The organism is Bacteroides acidifaciens (assembly GCF_024623065.1).
GTDB classification, from domain to species: Bacteria; Bacteroidota; Bacteroidia; order Bacteroidales; family Bacteroidaceae; genus Bacteroides; species Bacteroides acidifaciens.
Window position 1 is genome coordinate 1 of the sequence record NZ_JANJZR010000024.1, and the last position, 19,397, is coordinate 19,397.

Annotated in this window: 21 protein-coding genes; 12 read left to right on the forward strand and 9 right to left on the reverse strand. The window is 41.1% G+C overall.

Features of this window, described 5'->3' with window-relative positions; all coding sequences use genetic code 11:
• Nucleotides 1-61 precede the first annotated feature (61 nt).
• From NSB03_RS09220 to dnaE, 6 genes are all read right to left on the reverse strand, one after another.
• Nucleotides 62-508 carry a radical SAM protein gene (locus tag NSB03_RS09220; RefSeq protein WP_135035618.1) on the reverse strand — a complete coding sequence of 149 codons (447 nt, stop codon included), beginning with the start codon at nucleotides 506-508 and terminating at the stop codon, nucleotides 62-64.
• An 82-nt stretch (nucleotides 509-590) separates the two neighbouring features.
• Entirely contained in the window at nucleotides 591-998 is a 408-nt protein-coding gene (locus tag NSB03_RS09225; RefSeq protein ID WP_024986910.1) for a DUF3244 domain-containing protein, read from the reverse strand.
• Between the two features lie 123 nt (nucleotides 999-1,121).
• Nucleotides 1,122-2,909 (reverse strand): tetratricopeptide repeat protein, encoded by a 1,788-nt coding sequence (locus tag NSB03_RS09230; RefSeq protein ID WP_024986911.1) that lies wholly within the window; start codon nucleotides 2,907-2,909, stop codon nucleotides 1,122-1,124.
• 109 nt (nucleotides 2,910-3,018) lie between these two features.
• Complete coding sequence (locus tag NSB03_RS09235; RefSeq protein ID WP_024986912.1) at nucleotides 3,019-3,354, reverse strand: hypothetical protein; 336 nt, start codon at nucleotides 3,352-3,354, stop codon at nucleotides 3,019-3,021.
• Nucleotides 3,355-3,395: 41 nt separating this feature from the next.
• Nucleotides 3,396-3,710 carry a thioredoxin gene (gene trxA / locus NSB03_RS09240; protein ID WP_022140338.1) on the reverse strand — a complete coding sequence of 105 codons (315 nt, stop codon included), beginning with the start codon at nucleotides 3,708-3,710 and terminating at the stop codon, nucleotides 3,396-3,398.
• A gap of 66 nt (nucleotides 3,711-3,776) precedes the next feature.
• A complete protein-coding gene (dnaE, locus tag NSB03_RS09245) occupies nucleotides 3,777-7,583 on the reverse strand; it encodes a DNA polymerase III subunit alpha (protein ID WP_136014279.1) in 3,807 nt (1,268 codons plus the stop codon).
• Nucleotides 7,584-7,744: 161 nt separating this feature from the next.
• On the opposite strand from dnaE, the gene NSB03_RS09250 reads away from it, so the two are divergent.
• The 3 genes from NSB03_RS09250 to NSB03_RS09260 all read left to right on the forward strand — a co-directional run bounded on the left by NSB03_RS09250 (nucleotide 7,745) and on the right by NSB03_RS09260 (nucleotide 9,519).
• Nucleotides 7,745-8,431 carry a phosphatidylserine decarboxylase family protein gene (locus NSB03_RS09250; protein WP_024986913.1) on the forward strand — a complete coding sequence of 229 codons (687 nt, stop codon included), beginning with the start codon at nucleotides 7,745-7,747 and terminating at the stop codon, nucleotides 8,429-8,431.
• Nucleotides 8,432-8,441: 10 nt separating this feature from the next.
• On the forward strand, nucleotides 8,442-9,149 hold the full coding sequence (pssA, locus tag NSB03_RS09255) for a CDP-diacylglycerol--serine O-phosphatidyltransferase (protein WP_024986914.1): 708 nt from the start codon (nucleotides 8,442-8,444) through the stop codon (nucleotides 9,147-9,149).
• Between the two features lie 67 nt (nucleotides 9,150-9,216).
• Nucleotides 9,217-9,519 carry a DUF4834 family protein gene (locus tag NSB03_RS09260; RefSeq protein WP_024986915.1) on the forward strand — a complete coding sequence of 101 codons (303 nt, stop codon included), beginning with the start codon at nucleotides 9,217-9,219 and terminating at the stop codon, nucleotides 9,517-9,519.
• Between the two features lie 4 nt (nucleotides 9,520-9,523).
• On the opposite strand, the gene NSB03_RS09265 is transcribed toward NSB03_RS09260, so the two are convergent.
• Nucleotides 9,524-9,958, reverse strand: coding sequence for a nucleoside deaminase (locus NSB03_RS09265; RefSeq protein ID WP_118219189.1), 435 nt, complete (start codon nucleotides 9,956-9,958; stop codon nucleotides 9,524-9,526).
• Between the two features lie 30 nt (nucleotides 9,959-9,988).
• On the reverse strand, nucleotides 9,989-10,222 hold the full coding sequence (locus NSB03_RS09270) for a hypothetical protein (RefSeq protein ID WP_004299215.1): 234 nt from the start codon (nucleotides 10,220-10,222) through the stop codon (nucleotides 9,989-9,991).
• Between the two features lie 67 nt (nucleotides 10,223-10,289).
• Here NSB03_RS09270 and NSB03_RS09275 point away from each other — a divergent pair, with 67 nt between their 5' ends.
• The 4 genes from NSB03_RS09275 to NSB03_RS09290 all read left to right on the forward strand — a co-directional run bounded on the left by NSB03_RS09275 (nucleotide 10,290) and on the right by NSB03_RS09290 (nucleotide 13,624).
• Complete coding sequence (locus NSB03_RS09275; RefSeq protein WP_024986916.1) at nucleotides 10,290-10,655, forward strand: YraN family protein; 366 nt, start codon at nucleotides 10,290-10,292, stop codon at nucleotides 10,653-10,655.
• 55 nt (nucleotides 10,656-10,710) lie between these two features.
• Nucleotides 10,711-11,067: an MmcQ/YjbR family DNA-binding protein gene (locus tag NSB03_RS09280; RefSeq protein WP_024986917.1), complete on the forward strand. Its 357-nt coding sequence runs from the start codon at nucleotides 10,711-10,713 to the stop codon at nucleotides 11,065-11,067.
• A complete protein-coding gene (locus NSB03_RS09285) occupies nucleotides 11,051-11,809 on the forward strand; it encodes a biotin--[acetyl-CoA-carboxylase] ligase (RefSeq protein WP_024986918.1) in 759 nt (252 codons plus the stop codon). The genes NSB03_RS09280 and NSB03_RS09285 overlap by 17 nt, the downstream gene beginning before the upstream one ends.
• 69 nt (nucleotides 11,810-11,878) lie before the next feature.
• On the forward strand, nucleotides 11,879-13,624 hold the full coding sequence (locus NSB03_RS09290) for a S41 family peptidase (RefSeq protein WP_257466347.1): 1,746 nt from the start codon (nucleotides 11,879-11,881) through the stop codon (nucleotides 13,622-13,624).
• Between the two features lie 34 nt (nucleotides 13,625-13,658).
• On the opposite strand, the gene NSB03_RS09295 is transcribed toward NSB03_RS09290, so the two are convergent.
• Complete coding sequence (locus tag NSB03_RS09295) at nucleotides 13,659-14,342, reverse strand: tetratricopeptide repeat protein (RefSeq protein WP_257466348.1); 684 nt, start codon at nucleotides 14,340-14,342, stop codon at nucleotides 13,659-13,661.
• A gap of 111 nt (nucleotides 14,343-14,453) precedes the next feature.
• Between NSB03_RS09295 and NSB03_RS09300 the strand changes: the two genes are divergently transcribed.
• The 5 genes from NSB03_RS09300 (at nucleotide 14,454) to rsgA (ending at nucleotide 19,292) form a co-directional block, all read left to right on the forward strand.
• On the forward strand, nucleotides 14,454-15,782 hold the full coding sequence (locus tag NSB03_RS09300; RefSeq protein ID WP_024986919.1) for an MATE family efflux transporter: 1,329 nt from the start codon (nucleotides 14,454-14,456) through the stop codon (nucleotides 15,780-15,782).
• A 54-nt stretch (nucleotides 15,783-15,836) separates the two neighbouring features.
• A complete protein-coding gene (gene pyrH, locus NSB03_RS09305; protein ID WP_024986920.1) occupies nucleotides 15,837-16,547 on the forward strand; it encodes a UMP kinase in 711 nt (236 codons plus the stop codon).
• A 270-nt stretch (nucleotides 16,548-16,817) separates the two neighbouring features.
• The gene (locus tag NSB03_RS09310; protein WP_136014344.1) at nucleotides 16,818-17,729 is read left to right on the forward strand and encodes an EamA family transporter; all 912 of its coding nucleotides are present in this window, start codon (nucleotides 16,818-16,820) and stop codon (nucleotides 17,727-17,729) included.
• A gap of 51 nt (nucleotides 17,730-17,780) precedes the next feature.
• Nucleotides 17,781-18,341, forward strand: a complete 561-nt coding sequence (gene frr / locus NSB03_RS09315) for a ribosome recycling factor (RefSeq protein ID WP_024986921.1) — start codon at nucleotides 17,781-17,783, stop codon at nucleotides 18,339-18,341.
• 18 nt (nucleotides 18,342-18,359) lie between these two features.
• On the forward strand, nucleotides 18,360-19,292 hold the full coding sequence (gene rsgA / locus NSB03_RS09320) for a ribosome small subunit-dependent GTPase A (RefSeq protein ID WP_024986922.1): 933 nt from the start codon (nucleotides 18,360-18,362) through the stop codon (nucleotides 19,290-19,292).
• Nucleotides 19,293-19,397 lie beyond the last annotated feature (105 nt).

Consider the following 19,397-nt stretch of genomic DNA (forward strand, 5'->3'; position numbering starts at 1 on the left):
CGCGACAAGAAGAGCCGGGGTAAGTTAAAATATCAGCTATAAGATTATGACTGAAGAGAATTTAAACAGGCTCTAATTTTACAGCTGCCTGACAAGCATATACTATTCGATCATAGGGAATCCATTTCTGATGTTCATCACCCGTACTTAAATTTAATTCATGCAAACCTGCATCTTTTAGTTGTTTAAGGAATAATAATGCCCGAGATTCAGATACAGCCCAGTGTCCGTTAGTAACGATTCTACACTTTAGGTTATTTATAGCTGCATAATTGATTATTTGATGCAGATCTGTTCCCAATGTTGTACATTCACCACCTGTAAAAACACAGGCTAAAATCATTGGAAAATCTTTAATCACTTCATCTATCAGAAATTTCATATCTTCCAATGACATTCTTTGTTTCAATCGCGGGCTACACTGAAAACAACAATTATGACAAGCTGCAGTACACTTTTCTGTTGTAATCAACGATAAAATTTTGGGTTCAATAATTTTACTAATCATATTCTGTTGCATTTTTAGAAGTTTACCAAATATCCATTACTACAGATAAAGTTCTTTATTAAATATAAGAGAATACTAAATTTCATTCAAGGACAAAGTCACCAGTTAATTCATACTCTCCCGCAACAATCTCTATTTTATAGTTTCCCATCTCTTCCGTACTTAAATCTATAGATAAAGTCCCTATATACGAAGTAAAAATATCTTGACTAACAACATTATTTGTTTCTACATTAGTAACAGTGACAACTACACTCGGCAATTCAGAAAGAAAATTGAGAGACAATACTTTGTTTTCAAGAAACGCCTCTACTGGATAAATCTTTAGAGTTCGAGATGTTTTATTTTCTTTTTTCCCTTTAAGAATTATTGTTCTCTGATTATGCACTAAATACACATTATTATTTTGTGTACTATAGCAGCCAGCATTACCTACTATAAAATTCAAGGGGAGTATTCCCAAAAGGAATAAAAATAATAGTTTTTTCATAATATTATCTGTTTAATGTTTTAACAGCACAAATATGAAAGTTCTGCATCGGAAATTCATTATAGCATTATGTTAACATAAGCTAAAACCATCATTTATTGCTTTATGAAATAAGTTAGCAAGTCAAATTCGGTTCAGTATATTAATCAACTCACTCTTTTTAGTAGCAGATACTCCCATTCTTTTCAGAACAGAGTTACTCCTTTTATATACAGCTACATCTAAACATCCCCAAATGAATGCAATATCCGAATATTTAAACTCCAACTTTACAAGACAGCAAAAATGAATATCATCTTCTAACAAAAATTCATATTTCTTTTGCAAGCGTTCAACAAACCCTAATGATGCAATATCTATTTCTTGTAATAACATATTCCATTCTTCGGAAGAAAACATTCGCTTTTCATCAGGATTCAGTCTGTTATGTTTACAGAGTTCAAGTAGTTTTATATAAACCGGAGATGAAGCCAGAACGGATTTAAGATTCAAACGTCTTAATTTTATTACTTCTTCATTTTTTTCATTAAGTTGTTTCTCCAAATTCTCCTGCATCCGATGATATTCTCCCAATAATTCCCGAAGACACCCTTCTTGTTGTTCTTTTTGACCTGTATCTGTCTTTAGTTGCTGATAGTTTTTCTGCAAATTATCTATTTCGATTTTTTTTTCAAATAATTCCTTCTGCAAAGATTCTATACTTATATATAAGTTTTGATGCTTCGCTTGCAATTTCACAATCTCCGCATGTCTTCGCTTTCGTTTATATAAATAAAAACAAACAAAGACTAACAGCAACCCTCCAATCAATAACAAATAATAACGATATTGAACTAAAGAAGATTCATAACGACTCACTGACTGACCATGCAATACATTCTTCAGAGAAGAAACCACCACTGTAGGCCGTTCCACCATTTTCATGGAATCTTTATATACGCCATAAAGAGTTTCATATTTCAAGGCGTTGTCTTTATCCCCCAATGCTGCTGCCACTTCCGACAACCTCATACATGCACTTGCCCGGGTATAATAACTATCCGTATCCAAACTGCGTTTCAGATAAATTGTGGCAGAATCATAATTCGTCAATCGAGAATATGCACTTCCCAAAACAAGATAATAGCCTTTCTTCGCAGAACTATCCGAGGTATATCTAAGTCCCTGATGCGCATAGAAAATAACATCTTGCAGCCGTTCCTGATAATCACAAAGATAACTTAAAGAGCTAAACACAATGGATTTTACGTGCTCATCATCAATTCCATCAACTAATTTCAAAGCCCGATTCATTATTGTATCCGCATCAGCATAATATTCTTTACCTTTCTCCATACATATATCCGCACGATGTACAAGAGCAATAGCCAAACGTAAAGTGTCGTGATGAGCTTCTGCCAACTCCACCGACTGCCTGTATAGTGAATCAGCTTCTTTGGATAGACTATGTTCCCAAAACAGAAGTCCTAAGTTATTTTTTAGCAATATACTCAACTCATAATTGTCTGTTTTCTCTAGCAACGCCGATACTGTCAGAAACTCACGAACGGTATTTTCCACCTCTTCCTTGTCTTGAAACACACGTCCCCAATAATAATGCGCCTTAGCCCGTTGAAGCATATCATCCGTAGTATCAAAATAATCAACCGCTATACGAATCAACGAATCATCCGTATGAGGCACATAGTTCTTATCTTTGGCTTGTGTCAATAGCAAAGCATACCACGCTCTTGACAATTCAGTCGTAAAAAGTGAAGATTCCACAGACTCTAGCAACGACAAAGCACTATCCGAACGGCCTGCACATATCAAAGAATCTGCATGCAACAGAGACGAGTGAGGCTTATTAACCGTAGAAACGCAGGATACCAACAAAAGAAGAAATACCCACCAAATTTGCCTAGCTTTCATTAGTATTGTCATATTTAAGGTTGCAAAATGATTCAAAAAAAGCCCGAACGAATATTATCTTTCGGACTTTTTCTTCATTTTTATCATCTACAATGAGACCGGACGTCGTTTAGTCCACTTGTCCCAGAGAGTTTCCGTATTCCATCTCTCCCTGAACCACGAAAAGAATCTCTTCAGGATCGTATTCTCCTTGTCCGTCACTCTTAGCTTCTTTCACAATGTAAGCCACAACCTCTTCCAAGTCGATGTTAACATAACCGTCGTCATCGGGCTGAGCATCGAGAATACCACTTTCAGCATAATATTCGTCGATCAAGTCGATGAAGTAGTACAACTCGTCGTCCACGAATTTCTCTTTCAGTTCCTGAGGCAGATAGTTCTTAATAAACTCGACAGTCTTTTCGTCGTCAGCATCTGCCATAAAAAAATCTTCTTCCAGTCCCATGATTATTTAAGTATTAAGTGATAAGTTTCAAGTATTACCGCTTAGAGCAGTTTCTTCACTTTTTCTACAAATACAGGTTTGCCTACGGCACCTACCTGCTTGTCTACAATCTCACCATTCTTGAAAAACAGTACGGTAGGAATGTTACGGATACCATATTCTGCAGGCAAATCACTGTTTTCGTCTACATCACATTTACCGATAATAACCTGTCCTTCAAACTCCGTAGCCAATTCTTCAATAATAGGAGCCACCATTTTACAAGGGCCACACCAGGGAGCCCAAAAATCTACAACAACCGGCTTGCCTTCTGCAAGGATTTCCTTATAGTTGCTGTCTGTAATTTCTAAAGCCATTTTCTTTAAGTATTAAGTATTAATTATTAAAAATTATTTCGCCGGGCATTTACGCCACAAATATAATCAATTTATATGGAATCCAAGTTCGGGACGGTCTTTTAAATAAGTAATTAATTCACGGCCTACCGAAAGCTTGATCGGACGGGAAATCAAATCGACCGACATATGGTTTATATCAGCATCATCCGTCACTTTGAAATAAAGCTCCGTATTGCCCGGATGGTCTTTCGTCAACGTTGCAAGTTCTGTGACCAGCGCAGAGTTCAATACAGACAATGGAATAACGATTGTTATCTTCTGCACCAATGCTTCTTTTACGTCCGGTAAAAGTTCCATAGAGGTTATCTTCACTTCCAGTTCATCCTGCCGCCATTGTTTTGCCTGGCAACGGGCTTTGATATATAAAAAAGTACCCTCGTTGAGATACCCCTGATAAGTCACCCAGTCATTTCCCCAGAATGGGATTTCGGTAGAACCGGAATAGTCCTCTATCTTGGCGATGCCATAAGGATTTCCATTCTTACTGATTCCACGGCGAACACTGGTCACAATGCCGCCCATTGTTATTTCACGACCGGCTAATGCAGCTTTATCTTCCAAATCAGCCATACGAGTATTGCAGACATGTTCCAATACAATAGAGAATTCATCCAACGGATGAGCGGAAAGATAGATACCGACCAGGTCGCGCTCCCGGTTCAGACGGTCAAGATCGCTCCAACGTTCCACTCCCTGGGGAATTTCAGGAGTTGCCACATCAATCACATTCTCACCACCGAACAAGGAGTTGACAGCAGCCATCTTATCTGCCTGGTAACGATTTCCATAACGCATCAGAGTTTCCAGGAATACCTCCCCTTTGGAGTTGACTGCAAAATATTGCTCACGTTTCAATTCCGGGAAACTATCAAAGCCACCGGCCAATGCGAGACATTCCATGTTCTTCTTGTTGCAGGCATTCAAGTTGACACGTTGCACAAAGTCGAAAATTCCGGCAAAAGGCCCATTCTTTTCACGCTCTTCCATAATGCTTTGCACAGCGGCTTCGCCTACCCCCTTCACCGCACCAAGTCCGAAACGGATATTACCGTCATGGTTTACAGTAAATTTCAGATTACTCTCATTCACATCCGGGCCAAGTGTCTGGATACCCATTGCCTTACATTCGTCCATCAGTTTCGTGATATCAGTAATATTCGACAAACTTCGGCTCATGACAGCCGCCATATATTCGGCAGGATAGTTCGCTTTCAGATAAGCCGTTTGATAAGCAACCCATGAATAACAGGTAGCATGCGATTTATTGAACGCATAGGACGCAAACTTTTCCCAGTCCGTCCAAATCTTTTCGAGGACTTTCGGGTCATGTCCGTTCTTTCGTCCGCCTTCGATAAATTTAGGTTTCATGTGATCCAGCTTGTCACGCAGCTTCTTACCCATTGCTTTACGAAGAGCATCAGATTCGCCACGAGTAAAGTCCGCCAACAGACGTGACAAAAGCATCACCTGCTCCTGATAGACTGTAATACCATACGTATCTTTCAGGTATTTCTCCATTATCGGAATATCATATTCAATCGGCTTACGACCATGTTTACGGTCAATGAAGTCAGGAATATAATCCATCGGTCCCGGACGATAGAGGGCATTCATGGCAATCAAATCTTCGAATGTGGAAGGCTGCAATTCGCGCAAGTACTTCTGCATACCGGCAGATTCAAACTGGAATGTACCAATCGTACGACCATCACTGTATAACTTATAGGTAGCAGGGTCGTTGATATCTATCATATCCACATCTACTTCGATGCTACGGCTCAGACGGATATTTTCGACAGCTTCCTTGATAATGGACAAAGTTTTCAGTCCCAGAAAGTCCATTTTAATCAGTCCGGTATCCTCAATGACCGATCCTTCATACTGGGTGACGAGCATCTTTTCACCCGTTTCCTTATCGTCGGCGGTGCTGACCGGCACCCAATCGGTAATATCGTCACGGCAGATAATCGTACCACATGCATGCACACCTGTACCGCGCACGTTACCCTCAAGCATCTTGGCATATTTGAGCGTATCTCTCACCAATGGGTCGGGCGATACTTCGGCTGCCTGCAATTCGGGAACATATTCGATGGCGTTTCGCAAGTTCAACTTCTTGTCGGGAATCTTGTCCGGCACTAATTTTGCCAGACGGTCGGATTCGGAGAGAGGAAGTTTTTGCACACGGGCAACGTCCTTAATCGCCAATTTCGTAGCCATCGTACCATAAGTGATGATATGAGCCACTTTTTCCTGCCCGTATTTATTAGTCACCCATCGGAGCACTTCACCACGACCGTCATCATCGAAGTCCACATCAATATCGGGCAATGAAATACGGTCAGGATTCAGGAAACGTTCGAACAGCAAGTCATACTGGATAGGGTCGATTTTCGTAATGCCCAGGCAGTATGCCACTGCCGAACCGGCAGCGGAACCACGCCCCGGCCCTACGGATACCCCCAACTCTTTACGGGCAGCATTGATAAAGTCCTGCACAATCAAGAAGTATCCGGGGAACCCCATCGTCTTCATGATGTACAATTCGAAATTCATACGTTCCTTTACTTCTTCGGTCAACGGTTCGCCATATATCCGCTTCGCTCCGTCAAAAGCCAGCTTGGCAAGATAGTCTCCTTCGAGTTTGATACGATAAAGTTTATCGTAGCCACCCAGACGTTTGATTTTTGCCTTCCCTTCTTCTTCACTCAACACCACATTACCATGCTCATCTTGGGTGAACTCATCGTAAAGGTCTTTTTCCGTATATTTAGCCCTATATCCCTCTTCCGTCCCGAAATCTTCGGGAATAGCGAAAGTAGGCATGATAGGCGCATGGTCGATAGAGTAATATTCTACTTTGTCGAGGATTTCCAACGTATTGCTCAAGGCTTCCGGCACATCGGCAAAGAGCTCATTCATCTCCTCCCGTGTTTTCATCCATTCCTGTTTGGTGTAAAGCATACGGCTCGGATCATCCAGGTCCTTACCGGTACTCAAACAAATCAGGCGGTCATGTGCTTCGGCATTTTCTTCATCCACGAAGTGGACGTCGTTCGTACAAACCAGCTTGATGTTGAACTTCTGAGCGTATTCCATCAGGTATTTGTTCACATTTACCTGCAATGGGTAACATTCGTGATTGGCACGGGGAACAGTTGCCTTATGGCGCTGCATCTCAAGATAAAAATCATCACCGAACAAATTCTTATACCATTGTATAGCTTCTTCAGCTTCCGCAAATTGTCCGGCAGTAATCCGTTTCGGTATCTCACCACCGAGGCAGGCGGAGCAGACAATCAGTCCTTCATGATACTTTTCGAGTTCGCTGCGGTCTGTACGCGGACGCATATAATATCCGCGCGTCCACGCGTGCGATACTAATTTAATAAGGTTATGATAGCCTTTTTCGTTCTTAGCCAATACAATCAAGTGATAACCGCTTTGGTCTGGCTTTCCTTCTTTCAAATCCATTGTGCGGCGCGCCACATACATTTCACAACCGATGATGGGTTTGAAAAGTTTGTTTTCCGCTTCCACTATCTTGGCTTTGCAAGCGGCAATCTCCGCTTCTTTGTCCTCACACTCTATGGTACCGGCTTCAATTCCCGCTATCCGCTTTTTCAAGTCCTTGACTTCACCTTTCGGACCGCTATTCTTCTTATTGACGTAGTTCGTAAATTCCTTGATACCGAACATATTTCCATGATCGGTCACGGCAATACCCTTCATTCCATTCTTCATCGCCTTATCGACCAGACGAGCCACGCTTGCCTGACCATCCAAGAGAGAATACTGGGTATGGACATGTAAATGAACGAAATCCTGCATAATGATAAGTAGTTAATTTGAAGGCATAAAAGTACGACCTCTTGAGTTATAAACAAAAATAATCCTCAAAAAGTTATCAACATTCACATTTCTATGCTCATTTACTTGCTGATTTTTTAAATTAAGTATATTTTTGCAGACAATATCATTAAACAGCACTCATGGGCCGACTAAAAAAATTGAAGAAAATACGTATTCACCGCGAAGGAACACATATATTATGGGCTAGCTTTTTGCTATTGCTACTGATGAATGCAGCTCTTTATTGGGGAATCGATTGCAAAATTCCATTTTATGTGGTAGCAGTAGCGAGTATCGCAATCTATCTGCTAATGGTGAACTTCTTCCGTTGTCCGATCCGTCTTTTCGGGCAGGACACCGAGAAAATAGTCGTGGCACCTGCCGATGGTAAAATCGTTGTTATCGAAGAAGTCGATGAGAACGAATATTTCCACGACCGCCGATTGATGATTTCTATCTTTATGAGCATTGTGAATGTTCACGCCAACTGGTATCCGGTGGACGGTACCGTCAAAAAGGTGGCTCACCACAATGGCAACTTTATGAAAGCCTGGCTTCCGAAAGCCAGCACAGAAAACGAACGTTCTACGGTAGTGATTGAAACTCCCGAAGGAGTGGAAATACTCACACGCCAAATTGCCGGTGCTGTAGCACGCCGTATCGTAACCTACGCGGAAGTAGGCGAAGAATGTTATATCGACGAACACATGGGATTCATCAAATTCGGCTCCCGCGTGGATGTATATTTGCCTATCGGCACAGAAGTATGTGTCAGCATGGGGCAATTAACAACCGGTAACCAAACGGTTATCGCAAAACTCAAATAATTCTGTCACAATGACAAACGTTATTAAAAACAGTATTCCGAATACCGTAACCTGCCTGAACCTTTTCTCCGGTTGTATTGCTTGCGTCATGGCTTTTGAAGCAAAATACGAGCTGGCATTGCTTTTCATTATCTTAAGTGCCATTTTCGATTTCTTTGACGGACTGTTGGCCCGTACGCTCAATGCACATTCCATCATCGGAAAAGACTTGGATTCGTTGGCAGATGATGTCAGTTTCGGTGTGGCGCCTTCACTGATTGTATTCTCTTTGTTTAAAGAGATGTACTATCCCGCAAGTATGGAATTTATTGCTCCATATCTGCCTTATGCGGCATTTTTGATTTCCGTATTCTCCGCTTTGCGTTTGGCTAAGTTCAATAATGATACCCGGCAGACAAGCTCTTTTGTCGGTCTTCCTGTTCCCGCAAATGCTTTATTTTGGGGCTCTTTGGTAGCAGGGGCACATGACTTGCTGGTTTCCGAAAACTGCCATCCTGTCTATCTTTTTATACTTGTCTGTCTGTTTTCATGGTTGCTGGTATCAGAAATACCTATGTTTTCCCTGAAATTCAAAAATCTGTCATGGGCTGACAATAAAGTCAGTTTTATTTTCTTGATTATTTGTATTCCTTTCCTTGTTTTTCTGGGAATCAGTAGCTTTGCGGCCATTATTGTATGGTATATTTTACTTTCACTTTTTACAAGAAAAAGTAAATAAACAATCTCTTGGCACGTTTGTTGTACTATGAGTTTTATCAAAGTTACAACGTAAAAATCATAGCCCGATGCATATACTTTTATTTATACTTATCTTTATTATTGCCATTGTCGTATTTGGTCTTTCGATTATCGGATTTTTGCTAAGAGCCATATTCGGGATCGGTCGCCGTTCGTCGTCATCATCTCGTCCGAAACAAGCCGAATCCGGACGTACTGCTACAGGACAACAGGAATACGGTCAGAGCCCCCAGAATCCAACAGATAATGAAGAAGAAATATATTCAGAGAATGTATCGGGAAGAAGACACAAGAAAATATTCACGCAGGATGATGGTGAGTATGTAGACTTTGAGGAAATTAAGGAATAAATGATCAACGTTTCGCAGCAAAAAACTCTTTCATAAGCTTAGCACACTCATCAGCCATCAAGCCTTTAACAACGACTGTTTTAGGATGCAGAGCCGAACCGGCATATTTCTGATAGCCACGTTTCTCATCTTCGGCGCCAAACACGAGTCTGCCCGTTTGTGCCCAGGCGATAGCTCCGGCACACATCACACAGGGTTCAACTGTGACATACAGGGTACATTCATTGAGATATTTACCACCAAGAACATTGGCTGCAGCAGTAATCGCCTGCATTTCGGCATGGGCTGTCACATCATTCAATGTTTCCGTGAGATTGTGGGCACGCGCAATAATCCGCTCTTTACAAACCACAACAGCCCCTACGGGCACTTCTCCCCGCTCGGCAGCTTTACGTGCCTCTATCAAAGCCTGTTTCATGAAATAAGTATCGTCCAGCACTCTCTTTAATTTTTAATCATAAACTATCCCCTATCGTCTCATATCGTGCTCACCGAAAAGGGTCGGATAATCTTCTTCCATATTCTTATGGATAAACATGAGAATGGTTTCGCGAAGCCAACGTGACTTATTCGTTATCTTGTACTTTTCAAGATAACGATCTACAATCAGTTGCTCTTCATCGCTCAACAAAATGCTCATCCGTCGTTCTCTTTTAGTACATTCGACGTGCATTTTCAGGCACTTCTTACTTCTTTTTCTCATATCTTCTGCAAAATTACTTTTACTTCTGTAAATTCAAAGAATAAAAGCAGTAAATTTGCAAAAAAAGATGGCGAAACATAATGAATTGGGTAAAGCCGGAGAAAATGCCGCAGTAGCCTATCTGGAACAGCAAGGCTATATCATCCGCGACCGAAATTGGAGAAAAGGCCGTTTGGAATTGGATATTGTGGCTGTAAAGGACCTTGAATTGATTGTAGCAGAAGTGAAAACACGCAGCAACACTCAGTTTGCAGAGCCGGAAGATGCCGTTGATTTACCCAAGATAAGACGTACTGTACGCGCTGCGGATACGTATATGAAACTATTTCAAATTGACATCCCTGTACGTTTCGATATTATTACCGTAGTGGGTAACGATGGAGATTTTAAGATTGAGCATATGAAAGAGGCATTTTATCCGCCTTTATTCTAAAGTTCACACCCAAAAGTGCAAAGTGTACACTGATTTATTATAAATTTGAATTATTATGAACGTAGAAACTGTCAGAGAATATTGCTTAAACAAGAAAGGAACTACCGAATCTTTTCCTTTTGATGAGGTATCACTTGTTATAAAAGTAATGAACAAGATGTTTGCTCTTATTGACCTGGAAGAAGCAAATCACATCTCATTAAAATGCGATCCGGAAAAGGCGATTGAACTGCGCGAACATTATTCCGGAATTGAAGGAGCTTACCATTTCAACAAGAAGTACTGGAATAGCGTCCGCTTTGACAGTGATGTAGATGACAAACTCATGAAAGAGCTGATAGACCACTCTTATGATGAAGTAATCAAGAAGTTTACAAAAAAGCTACGTGCAGAATATGATGCTCTCCCCTGAATTATTTCCGGTTCCATTGGTTCATATCAGCGAAACGAACTCTACCAACAACTATCTGCAAACTCTGTGTGCCCAAGAAAAGATAGAAGAGTTTACGACTGTAGTCGCCGACTTCCAAACTTCCGGACGGGGACAACGTGGAAATTCGTGGGAATCGGAGCCGTACAAAAATCTCCTTTTCAGCTTTGTGCTTCTTCCCGAGTTTCTGGAAGCACGCCGCCAGTTTCTTATTTCTCAGATTATATCTTTAGCTATCAAAGAAGAACTGGATACTTATACTAATGATGTTTCTATCAAATGGCCGAACGATATTTACTGGAAAGAGAAGAAAATATGCGGCATATTGATAGAAAACGACTTGATGGGGCGGAATATCAGCCAAAGTATTGCGGGAATCGGAATCAATATCAACCAGGAAGAGTTTCACAGCCCGGCTCCCAATCCTGTCTCATTGTACCAAATCACAGGAAAGCAATATGATATTTTTGAGGTATTGAAGAATATTATGCTGCGAATACAGTCTTATTATAATCAACTTAAAAAGAATGATACTTCATCAATTGTTGCCCACTATGAAAAATCGCTTTTCAGAAAGGAAGGGATGCATCGGTACAAAGATGCTGACGGAGAGTTCCTTGCACGGATTGTGTGTGTAGAACCCGAAGGAAGATTGATTTTGGAAGATGAGAGCCAGACAAAAAGAGGATATATGTTTAAGGAAGTGGAATATTTATTGAAATAAATAATTGACTGACTGATTAAAAACATTATCTTTGAAAGTTTGTATATAGTAATGCAAGAATTTACGCTTATGAAAAAAAGACTTTTTATCGCACCGTTTAATATATTAATTATCTTATTAGGCATTATTGCTTCTTGTAGTGATGACAAAGATACTATATTAGAGGGTAATGGGTTAAAGGAAAAAAGTTGGTCCACTGACAAGACTTATTCCATTTCTGAGGGACAGACACTAAAGTTTACTTTTAATGCACGTTCCAGTTGGACGGCAAATAGTAATTCTACAACATTTCTGACACTGAGTGCAAATTCCGGCAACTCAGGCGAAAACACATTGGAAATTACTGCGAACAAATCTTCTCAGCAGCAAGGTACTGTCACAATCAAGGTAAATGGCTATTCTGCCGAAACCTATATTAATTTAAAGTTAAGCAGCAACACTGAACACGAAGATAACGAAGTCAACTATGCAGTAGACGAATACTTGAAAAAGATGTATTTATGGAATGACGATTATAAGAAATTAACTCCGGACTTCACTCTATCCTATGATAAGTTCCTAGAAAATACCTTAATGAGTATGACTACTAATACTTTAGATAAAAAAGTATATATTAATAATTCCGGTCAATCATATTATGCCTTGTTCTCTTTCATCCAAAAATTAGACCCCGATTTACAGCCAACTCGCAGTAGCAACACTATAGAAAAGAAAGTCTTACAATACAATTTTGGTTTTATTGATATGCTACCTGTAGCGTATCGTGGCACTTCAAATTCAACATATATATTTCTTGCCGTTCAAGGTGTGCATCCCGGTTCTTCCGCCCATCAAGCAGGAATAAAACGTGGAACTAAGATTACCCAAATCAATGGTCAGAGATTGACAGAAAACAATTGGTTTGACTATTATTACAATTTACGTATTCCCACTTCGTCAATATCATTGGAAGTAAAAGACTACGAAGGAAAAACTTATAATATTAATTCCGGTCCGATTTATCCAAATCCGGTAATTCTCTCTCAAGTTAAACAGATAGGCTTACATAAAATCGGCTACTTAGCATATTCCGCTTTTGAAGCAGGATTTGACCAGGAACTTTTTGATACCTTTAAAAATTTCCATAATCAATCGATTACCGATTTAATTTTAGACCTCCGTTATAACGGAGGAGGACACGTTATATCCGCCAATTTAATGGCTAGTTGTATTGCAGGGGAAGCTTGCGCCGGAAAAACTTTCGCTTCTTATCGCTACAATAGCAGTCGCATGGAAGTACTTGGGAATCAACGCCCTACTGAACAATTCGCCTATAGCAAATATGCAAATCTAAACAATACATCGCTTGCTGCCGGTGCGTTGAATTTACCAACCGTTTACTGTCTCGTTAGCAATAACACAGCCTCATCTAGTGAATTAGTTATCAACTCATTAAAAGGGATTGGCATTGACGTTAAACTAATCGGAATGACCACACATGGTAAAAATGTTGGAATGGAAGGAATTACAATTAACACAGCGGCAGCTAAGTACGAGCTATACCCTATAACTTTCCAATCATATAATGCCAAAGGAAATGGTGACTATGCAAACGGATTCCAACCGGAATATATAATAGATGAGGATGCCCCGAACGGGAATAATATGTTTGAAGGTTATGGTGATTTCGGTACTAGCGAGGACCCACTATACGCTATAGCGGAAAGTCTTATCACAGGAACAAATCTTATTAAGTCTACCACACGTTCTATCAATAAGGTAGTCGGTAAACCACTGAAAAAACCGGAAATTAAACATATAGGAATGATAAAATAACAAACTTATATAATTAGAGAAAGAGTTGAATCGCCTATCGATTCAACTCTTTCTCTATTCTCAATATCTTATCCAACGTCTTTTGAGCCTCAGTCGACGGAAACCTTAAAACAACCTTCTGCAAAGAGCTCCGTGCCTTTTCGTATCCCGTAGCAAAGACTTTTGACAATCCATCCCGATACCGGGCATATTGCATTTTCGTTGGCGATGATATTTTCTTATAGTCAGTCTCCAACTGCTTCTTTTCCCGCTCAGCCATCAAATAATAGTAATTCCCTAAAAAGATATTGGCAGCCAAGTTGTCTGTGTCCAATTGCAATATATTCTCATACAGGCGCAGAGCATCCTTTTCTTGTCCTCGATAAACTTGCATTTCGGCACAGGGTTCAAGATAATCTACATTATTGGGAGCCTTTTGAAGTAACTCTTTATAGAACAGGTAAGCCTTGTCGTAATTCCGCTTCTTTCTATAGGCAATCGCCAATTCATTTGCCAGCTTCACGCTAATTTCACTGTTTTTGTCCACACTCGTCCAATAATACATTTCCGTGCGGTCAATATTCAGGCTGATCGTCTGCCGGAAATAGCTCACAGCCTGTCCGTGCTGCCCGGCTTCGATAGCGGCAGACACTTTCTGCAACATCTCATCCACCGACTGCGCATTGAGCATCAGCGGCAACGAAAACAATGATAAAAAGAAGATAGTTAAGGCTCTCATAATCCAATATTTGCTATTTAGTTCGTGACACACAAAGATACAATAAAAAAATAAAAAATGTACCTTTGCGCACAAAAAGAACAATCGATTTGATAAAAGTGTTTCTATAAAATGATAGATAAAAAACAAACCTCTGAAAACAGACGAATATTACAGATTGCCATACCATCGATTATATCCAATATAACCGTTCCTCTACTGGGACTTATTGATGTCACCATAGTAGGTCATCTCGGTGCTCCGGCGTATATCGGAGCCATTGCCGTAGGGGGAATGTTATTCAATATTATCTATTGGATTTTCGGATTCCTGCGTATGGGGACGAGTGGCATGACTTCACAAGCTTACGGGCAGCATGACCTTAATGAAATCACCCGGCTATTGCTTCGCTCGGTCGGCGTCGGCTTATTCATAGCAGTCTGCCTACTAGTACTCCAGTATCCTATCTTGAAACTGGCATTCATTTTTATACAGACTACTCCGGAAGTTGAACAACTGGCAACCACCTATTTCTATATCTGCATTTGGGGAGCACCTGCCATATTGGGGCTGTATGGATTCGCAGGCTGGTTTATCGGCATGCAGAACTCACGTTTCCCGATGTATATCGCCATCACCCAAAATATCGTCAATATCGCAGCCAGTCTATGTCTTGTCTATCTGCTGGACATGAAAGTGGCAGGAGTAGCCACAGGAACCCTTATCGCACAATATGCAGGTTTCATTATGGCAACACTGCTGTACATACGTTATTACGGCAAGCTCCGTAAACGAATCGCATGGAAAGACATCTGGCAGAAACAAGCCATGTACCGCTTCTTCCAGGTCAACCGGGATATATTCTTCCGCACGCTTTGCCTTGTCATGGTCACCATGTTCTTTACTTCAGCCGGAGCCGCACAAGGAGAAATCGTATTGGCTGTTAACACATTGCTCATGCAATTATTTACGCTCTTTTCCTATATCATGGACGGCTTTGCCTATGCCGGTGAAGCATTGGCGGGACGTTATATCGGTGCCAAAAATCAAACAGGTCTGCGCAGTACGGTCCATCACCTTTTCTATTGGGGATTCGGGCTTTCGCTGGTATTCACTATCCTATATTCTGCCGGCGGGAAGGAGTTTTTGGGATTACTGACTAATAATGATTCCGTAATCAATGCATCGGACTCCTATTTTTATTGGGCACTCGCTATTCCATTAGCAGGCTTCTCCGCCTTCCTGTGGGATGGAGTCTTTATCGGTGCTACTGCCACCCGCCAGATGCTTTACTCTATGTTAATCGCTTCTGCCAGCTTTTTCGGAATATATTACGCATTTCATTCTCTCTTGGGAAATCATGCTTTATGGTTGGCTTTTCTTGTTTATCTTTCATTGAGAGGAATTGTACAAACCTTCCAGGGAAGACGAATCATGAAAAAAGTAATCGTATCTCAATAAGGCTATATGACAAATTATCTCTATATTTGCGGCAAACAATAAAAAGCAAAAGATATGGCTAAGTATAAAAGAATCTTGCTGAAACTAAGCGGAGAGAGCCTGATGGGCGAAAAGCAATACGGCATTGACGAAAAAAGGCTGGCAGAATATGCAGAGCAAATCAAAGAAATCCACGGACAAGGCGTGCAGATAGGCATCGTTATCGGTGGTGGAAATATCTTCCGTGGATTAAGTGGAGCCAATAAAGGTTTCGACCGGGTGAAAGGCGACCAGATGGGGATGTTGGCAACTGTTATCAATAGCCTGGCATTGAGTTCGGCACTGGTAGCTGCCGGAGTGAAAGCCCGTGTATTGACAGCAGTCCGCATGGAACCTATCGGTGAATTCTATAGCAAGTGGAAAGCTATCGAATGTATGGAAAACGGTGAGGTTGTCATCATGTCCGCAGGAACGGGAAATCCTTTCTTTACTACTGACACAGGTTCTTCATTAAGAGGAATCGAAATCGAAGCAGATGTAATGCTGAAAGGTACTCGTGTAGATGGCATTTATACTGCTGACCCTGAAAAGGATCCAACTGCAACCAAGTTCGACGACATCACATACGATGAAGTACTGAAACGCGGATTGAAAGTAATGGACTTGACAGCGACTTGTATGTGCAAAGAAAACAACCTGCCTATCGTCGTATTTGACATGGATACGGTAGGTAACCTTAAAAAAGTAATCGACGGAGAAGAAATAGGTACAGTTGTACACAACTGATTAATTCCTTCAATACATCTTTAACAAGGCGGAGAATCTCGTTCTAGGGGATTCTCCGCCTTGTTTTGTATATAATTATCCCCTATATTCCTAAAGACTATCCTTCCACCTGCACTCCTTTAATCCTCAAACTGCATGATTTTAGTTCTATGCAGGCAGAAGATTAGTTTTCAGCATACGAAAGATTAAATTATACTATCAACGGGGGAAACGCTTGTTTATCATGTGCGAACTGCGTACTTTTGCACGCCATTTTAAAAACTTAAAACGATGAACAGCAAAACCAAAGGCTTTATCTATGGAGCGATTGCCGCCGCAAGTTACGGTATGAATCCTCTTTTTGCGCTCCCGCTCTATGCAGCAGGCATGAGTGTCGATACGGTATTATTCTACCGTTACTTTTTTGCTGTCATTGTATTAGGGATACTGATGAAGATGCAACATCAATCTTTCTCCCTTCAGAAAGCAGATATTCTGCCGTTGGTTATTATGGGATTGTTGTTCTCGTTTTCTTCTTTACTCCTTTTTATGAGCTACAACTACATGGACGCAGGAATCGCATCCACGATTCTATTCGTCTATCCAGTGATGGTAGCTGTTATCATGGGAGCGTTTTTCAAAGAAAAGATTTCAGCGATTACCATATTTTCCATCCTGCTGGCACTTTCGGGCATTGCATTGCTATATCAGGGAGATGGCGGTAAGCCGTTATCAACCGTAGGAATCATCTTTGTCCTGTTGTCCTCACTCTCCTATGCTATATATATAGTAGGTGTGAACCGTTCGACACTGAAAAACCTACCGACAACAAAACTCACATTTTATGCTATTCTGTTCGGGCTTTCAGTTTATATTGTCCGCCTGAACTTCTGCACGGAACTGCAAGCCATACCATCCGCATGGCTCTGGGCAGACGTACTGGCACTGGCTATTCTGCCTACTGCCGTATCATTGGTATGCACAGCACTGGCTATCCATTATATAGGCTCTACACCGACAGCCATCTTAGGCGCTTTGGAACCTGTGACGGCTTTGTTTTTCGGAGTTCTTCTGTTTCACGAAAAACTCACGCCCCGGTTAATGGTAGGTATTTTAATGATTATCACCGCCGTTACCTTGATTATCATTGGCAAGTCGCTCATAAAAAAGATGAGTATGCTGTTGCAGATGAACAAAAAATAATATACTTTTGCTAATTAATCAATCGAATAGCAACTTTAATTATCGAAAAATATGGTAGACGTAAAGACTTGCCTTGACAATGCACAAGAAAAAATGGATATGGCGATCATGTATCTGGAAGAAGCACTGGCACATATCCGCGCCGGAAAAGCGAGTACCCGACTGTTGGACGGTATCCGTGTAGACTCTTACGGAAGCATGGTTCCTATCAGCAATGTAGCAGCCGTGACCACACCCGATGCACGCAGCATCGCCATCAAACCCTGGGATAAAAGCATGTTCCGTGTCATCGAAAAAGCAATTATCGACTCCGACCTCGGCATCATGCCCGAAAATAACGGTGAAATAATCCGTATCGGTATCCCGCCTTTGACGGAAGAACGTCGTAAACAACTGGCAAAACAGTGTAAAAGCGAAGGCGAAACGGCTAAAGTAAGCGTGCGTAACGCCCGCCGTGACGGTAACGACGCATTGAAAAAAGCCGTAAAAGACGGATTGGCAGAAGACGAGCAGAAGAATGCGGAAGCTAAACTGCAAAAAATCCATGATAAGTATATCAAACAAATTGATGATATGCTGGCTGAAAAAGACAAAGAAATAATGACAGTATAAGTTGAGAACTCTCCATTCATGAAGGGATTAGTAATCAAAAACACAGGTAGCTGGTATCAGGTAAAGACCGATGACGGGCAACTTATCGAATGTAAAATCAAAGGTAATTTCCGACTCAAAGGTATCCGTAGCACCAATCCGGTAGCGGTGGGCGACCGTGTTCAGATTATACTCAATCAGGAAGGCACTGCTTTCATCAACGAAATAGAAGATAGGAAGAACTACATTATCCGTCGTTCTTCCAATCTTTCTAAACAATCCCACATTCTTGCCGCCAATCTCGACCAGTGCATGCTGGTGATAACCGTCAACTATCCCGAAACTTCCACTATCTTCATCGACCGTTTTCTTGCATCGGCAGAAGCCTACCGGGTTCCTGTCAAACTGATATTCAACAAAATAGACGCTTACGATGAAGACGAACTACGCTATTTGGACGCACTTATCAATTTATACACACATATCGGATATCCCTGTTTCAAGGTTTCCGCCAAGAATGGCGACGGGATAAACGAGATTAAAAAGTCTTTGGAAGGCAATATCACTTTATTCTCCGGTCATTCGGGAGTAGGTAAATCGACGCTTATCAACGCCATACTGCCGGGAATAGAAGCTAAAACCGGCGAAATATCCTCTTATCATAACAAGGGAATGCATACCACTACTTTCTCCGAAATGTTTCCTGTAGACGGAGACGGGTATATCATCGATACTCCAGGCATCAAAGGCTTCGGCACATTCGATATGGAAGAGGAAGAAATCGGACATTATTTCCCCGAAATATTCAAGATTTCCGCCGACTGCAAATACAATAACTGTACCCATCGCCACGAACCGGGATGCGCTGTGCGCAAAGCGGTAGAAGAACACCTGATAAGCGAATCACGTTACACCTCTTATCTGAATATGCTGGAAGATAAAGAGGAAGGCAAATACCGGGCTGCTTACTAATTTCCTTCGTCCAGGCAGCCTGCAAGTTCTCTTCTTTTCTCACAAACGTTTTCCTAATAAAGTTTCTTTTGCTTTTTTATAGAAGCCTATTGTATTTTAAATGCA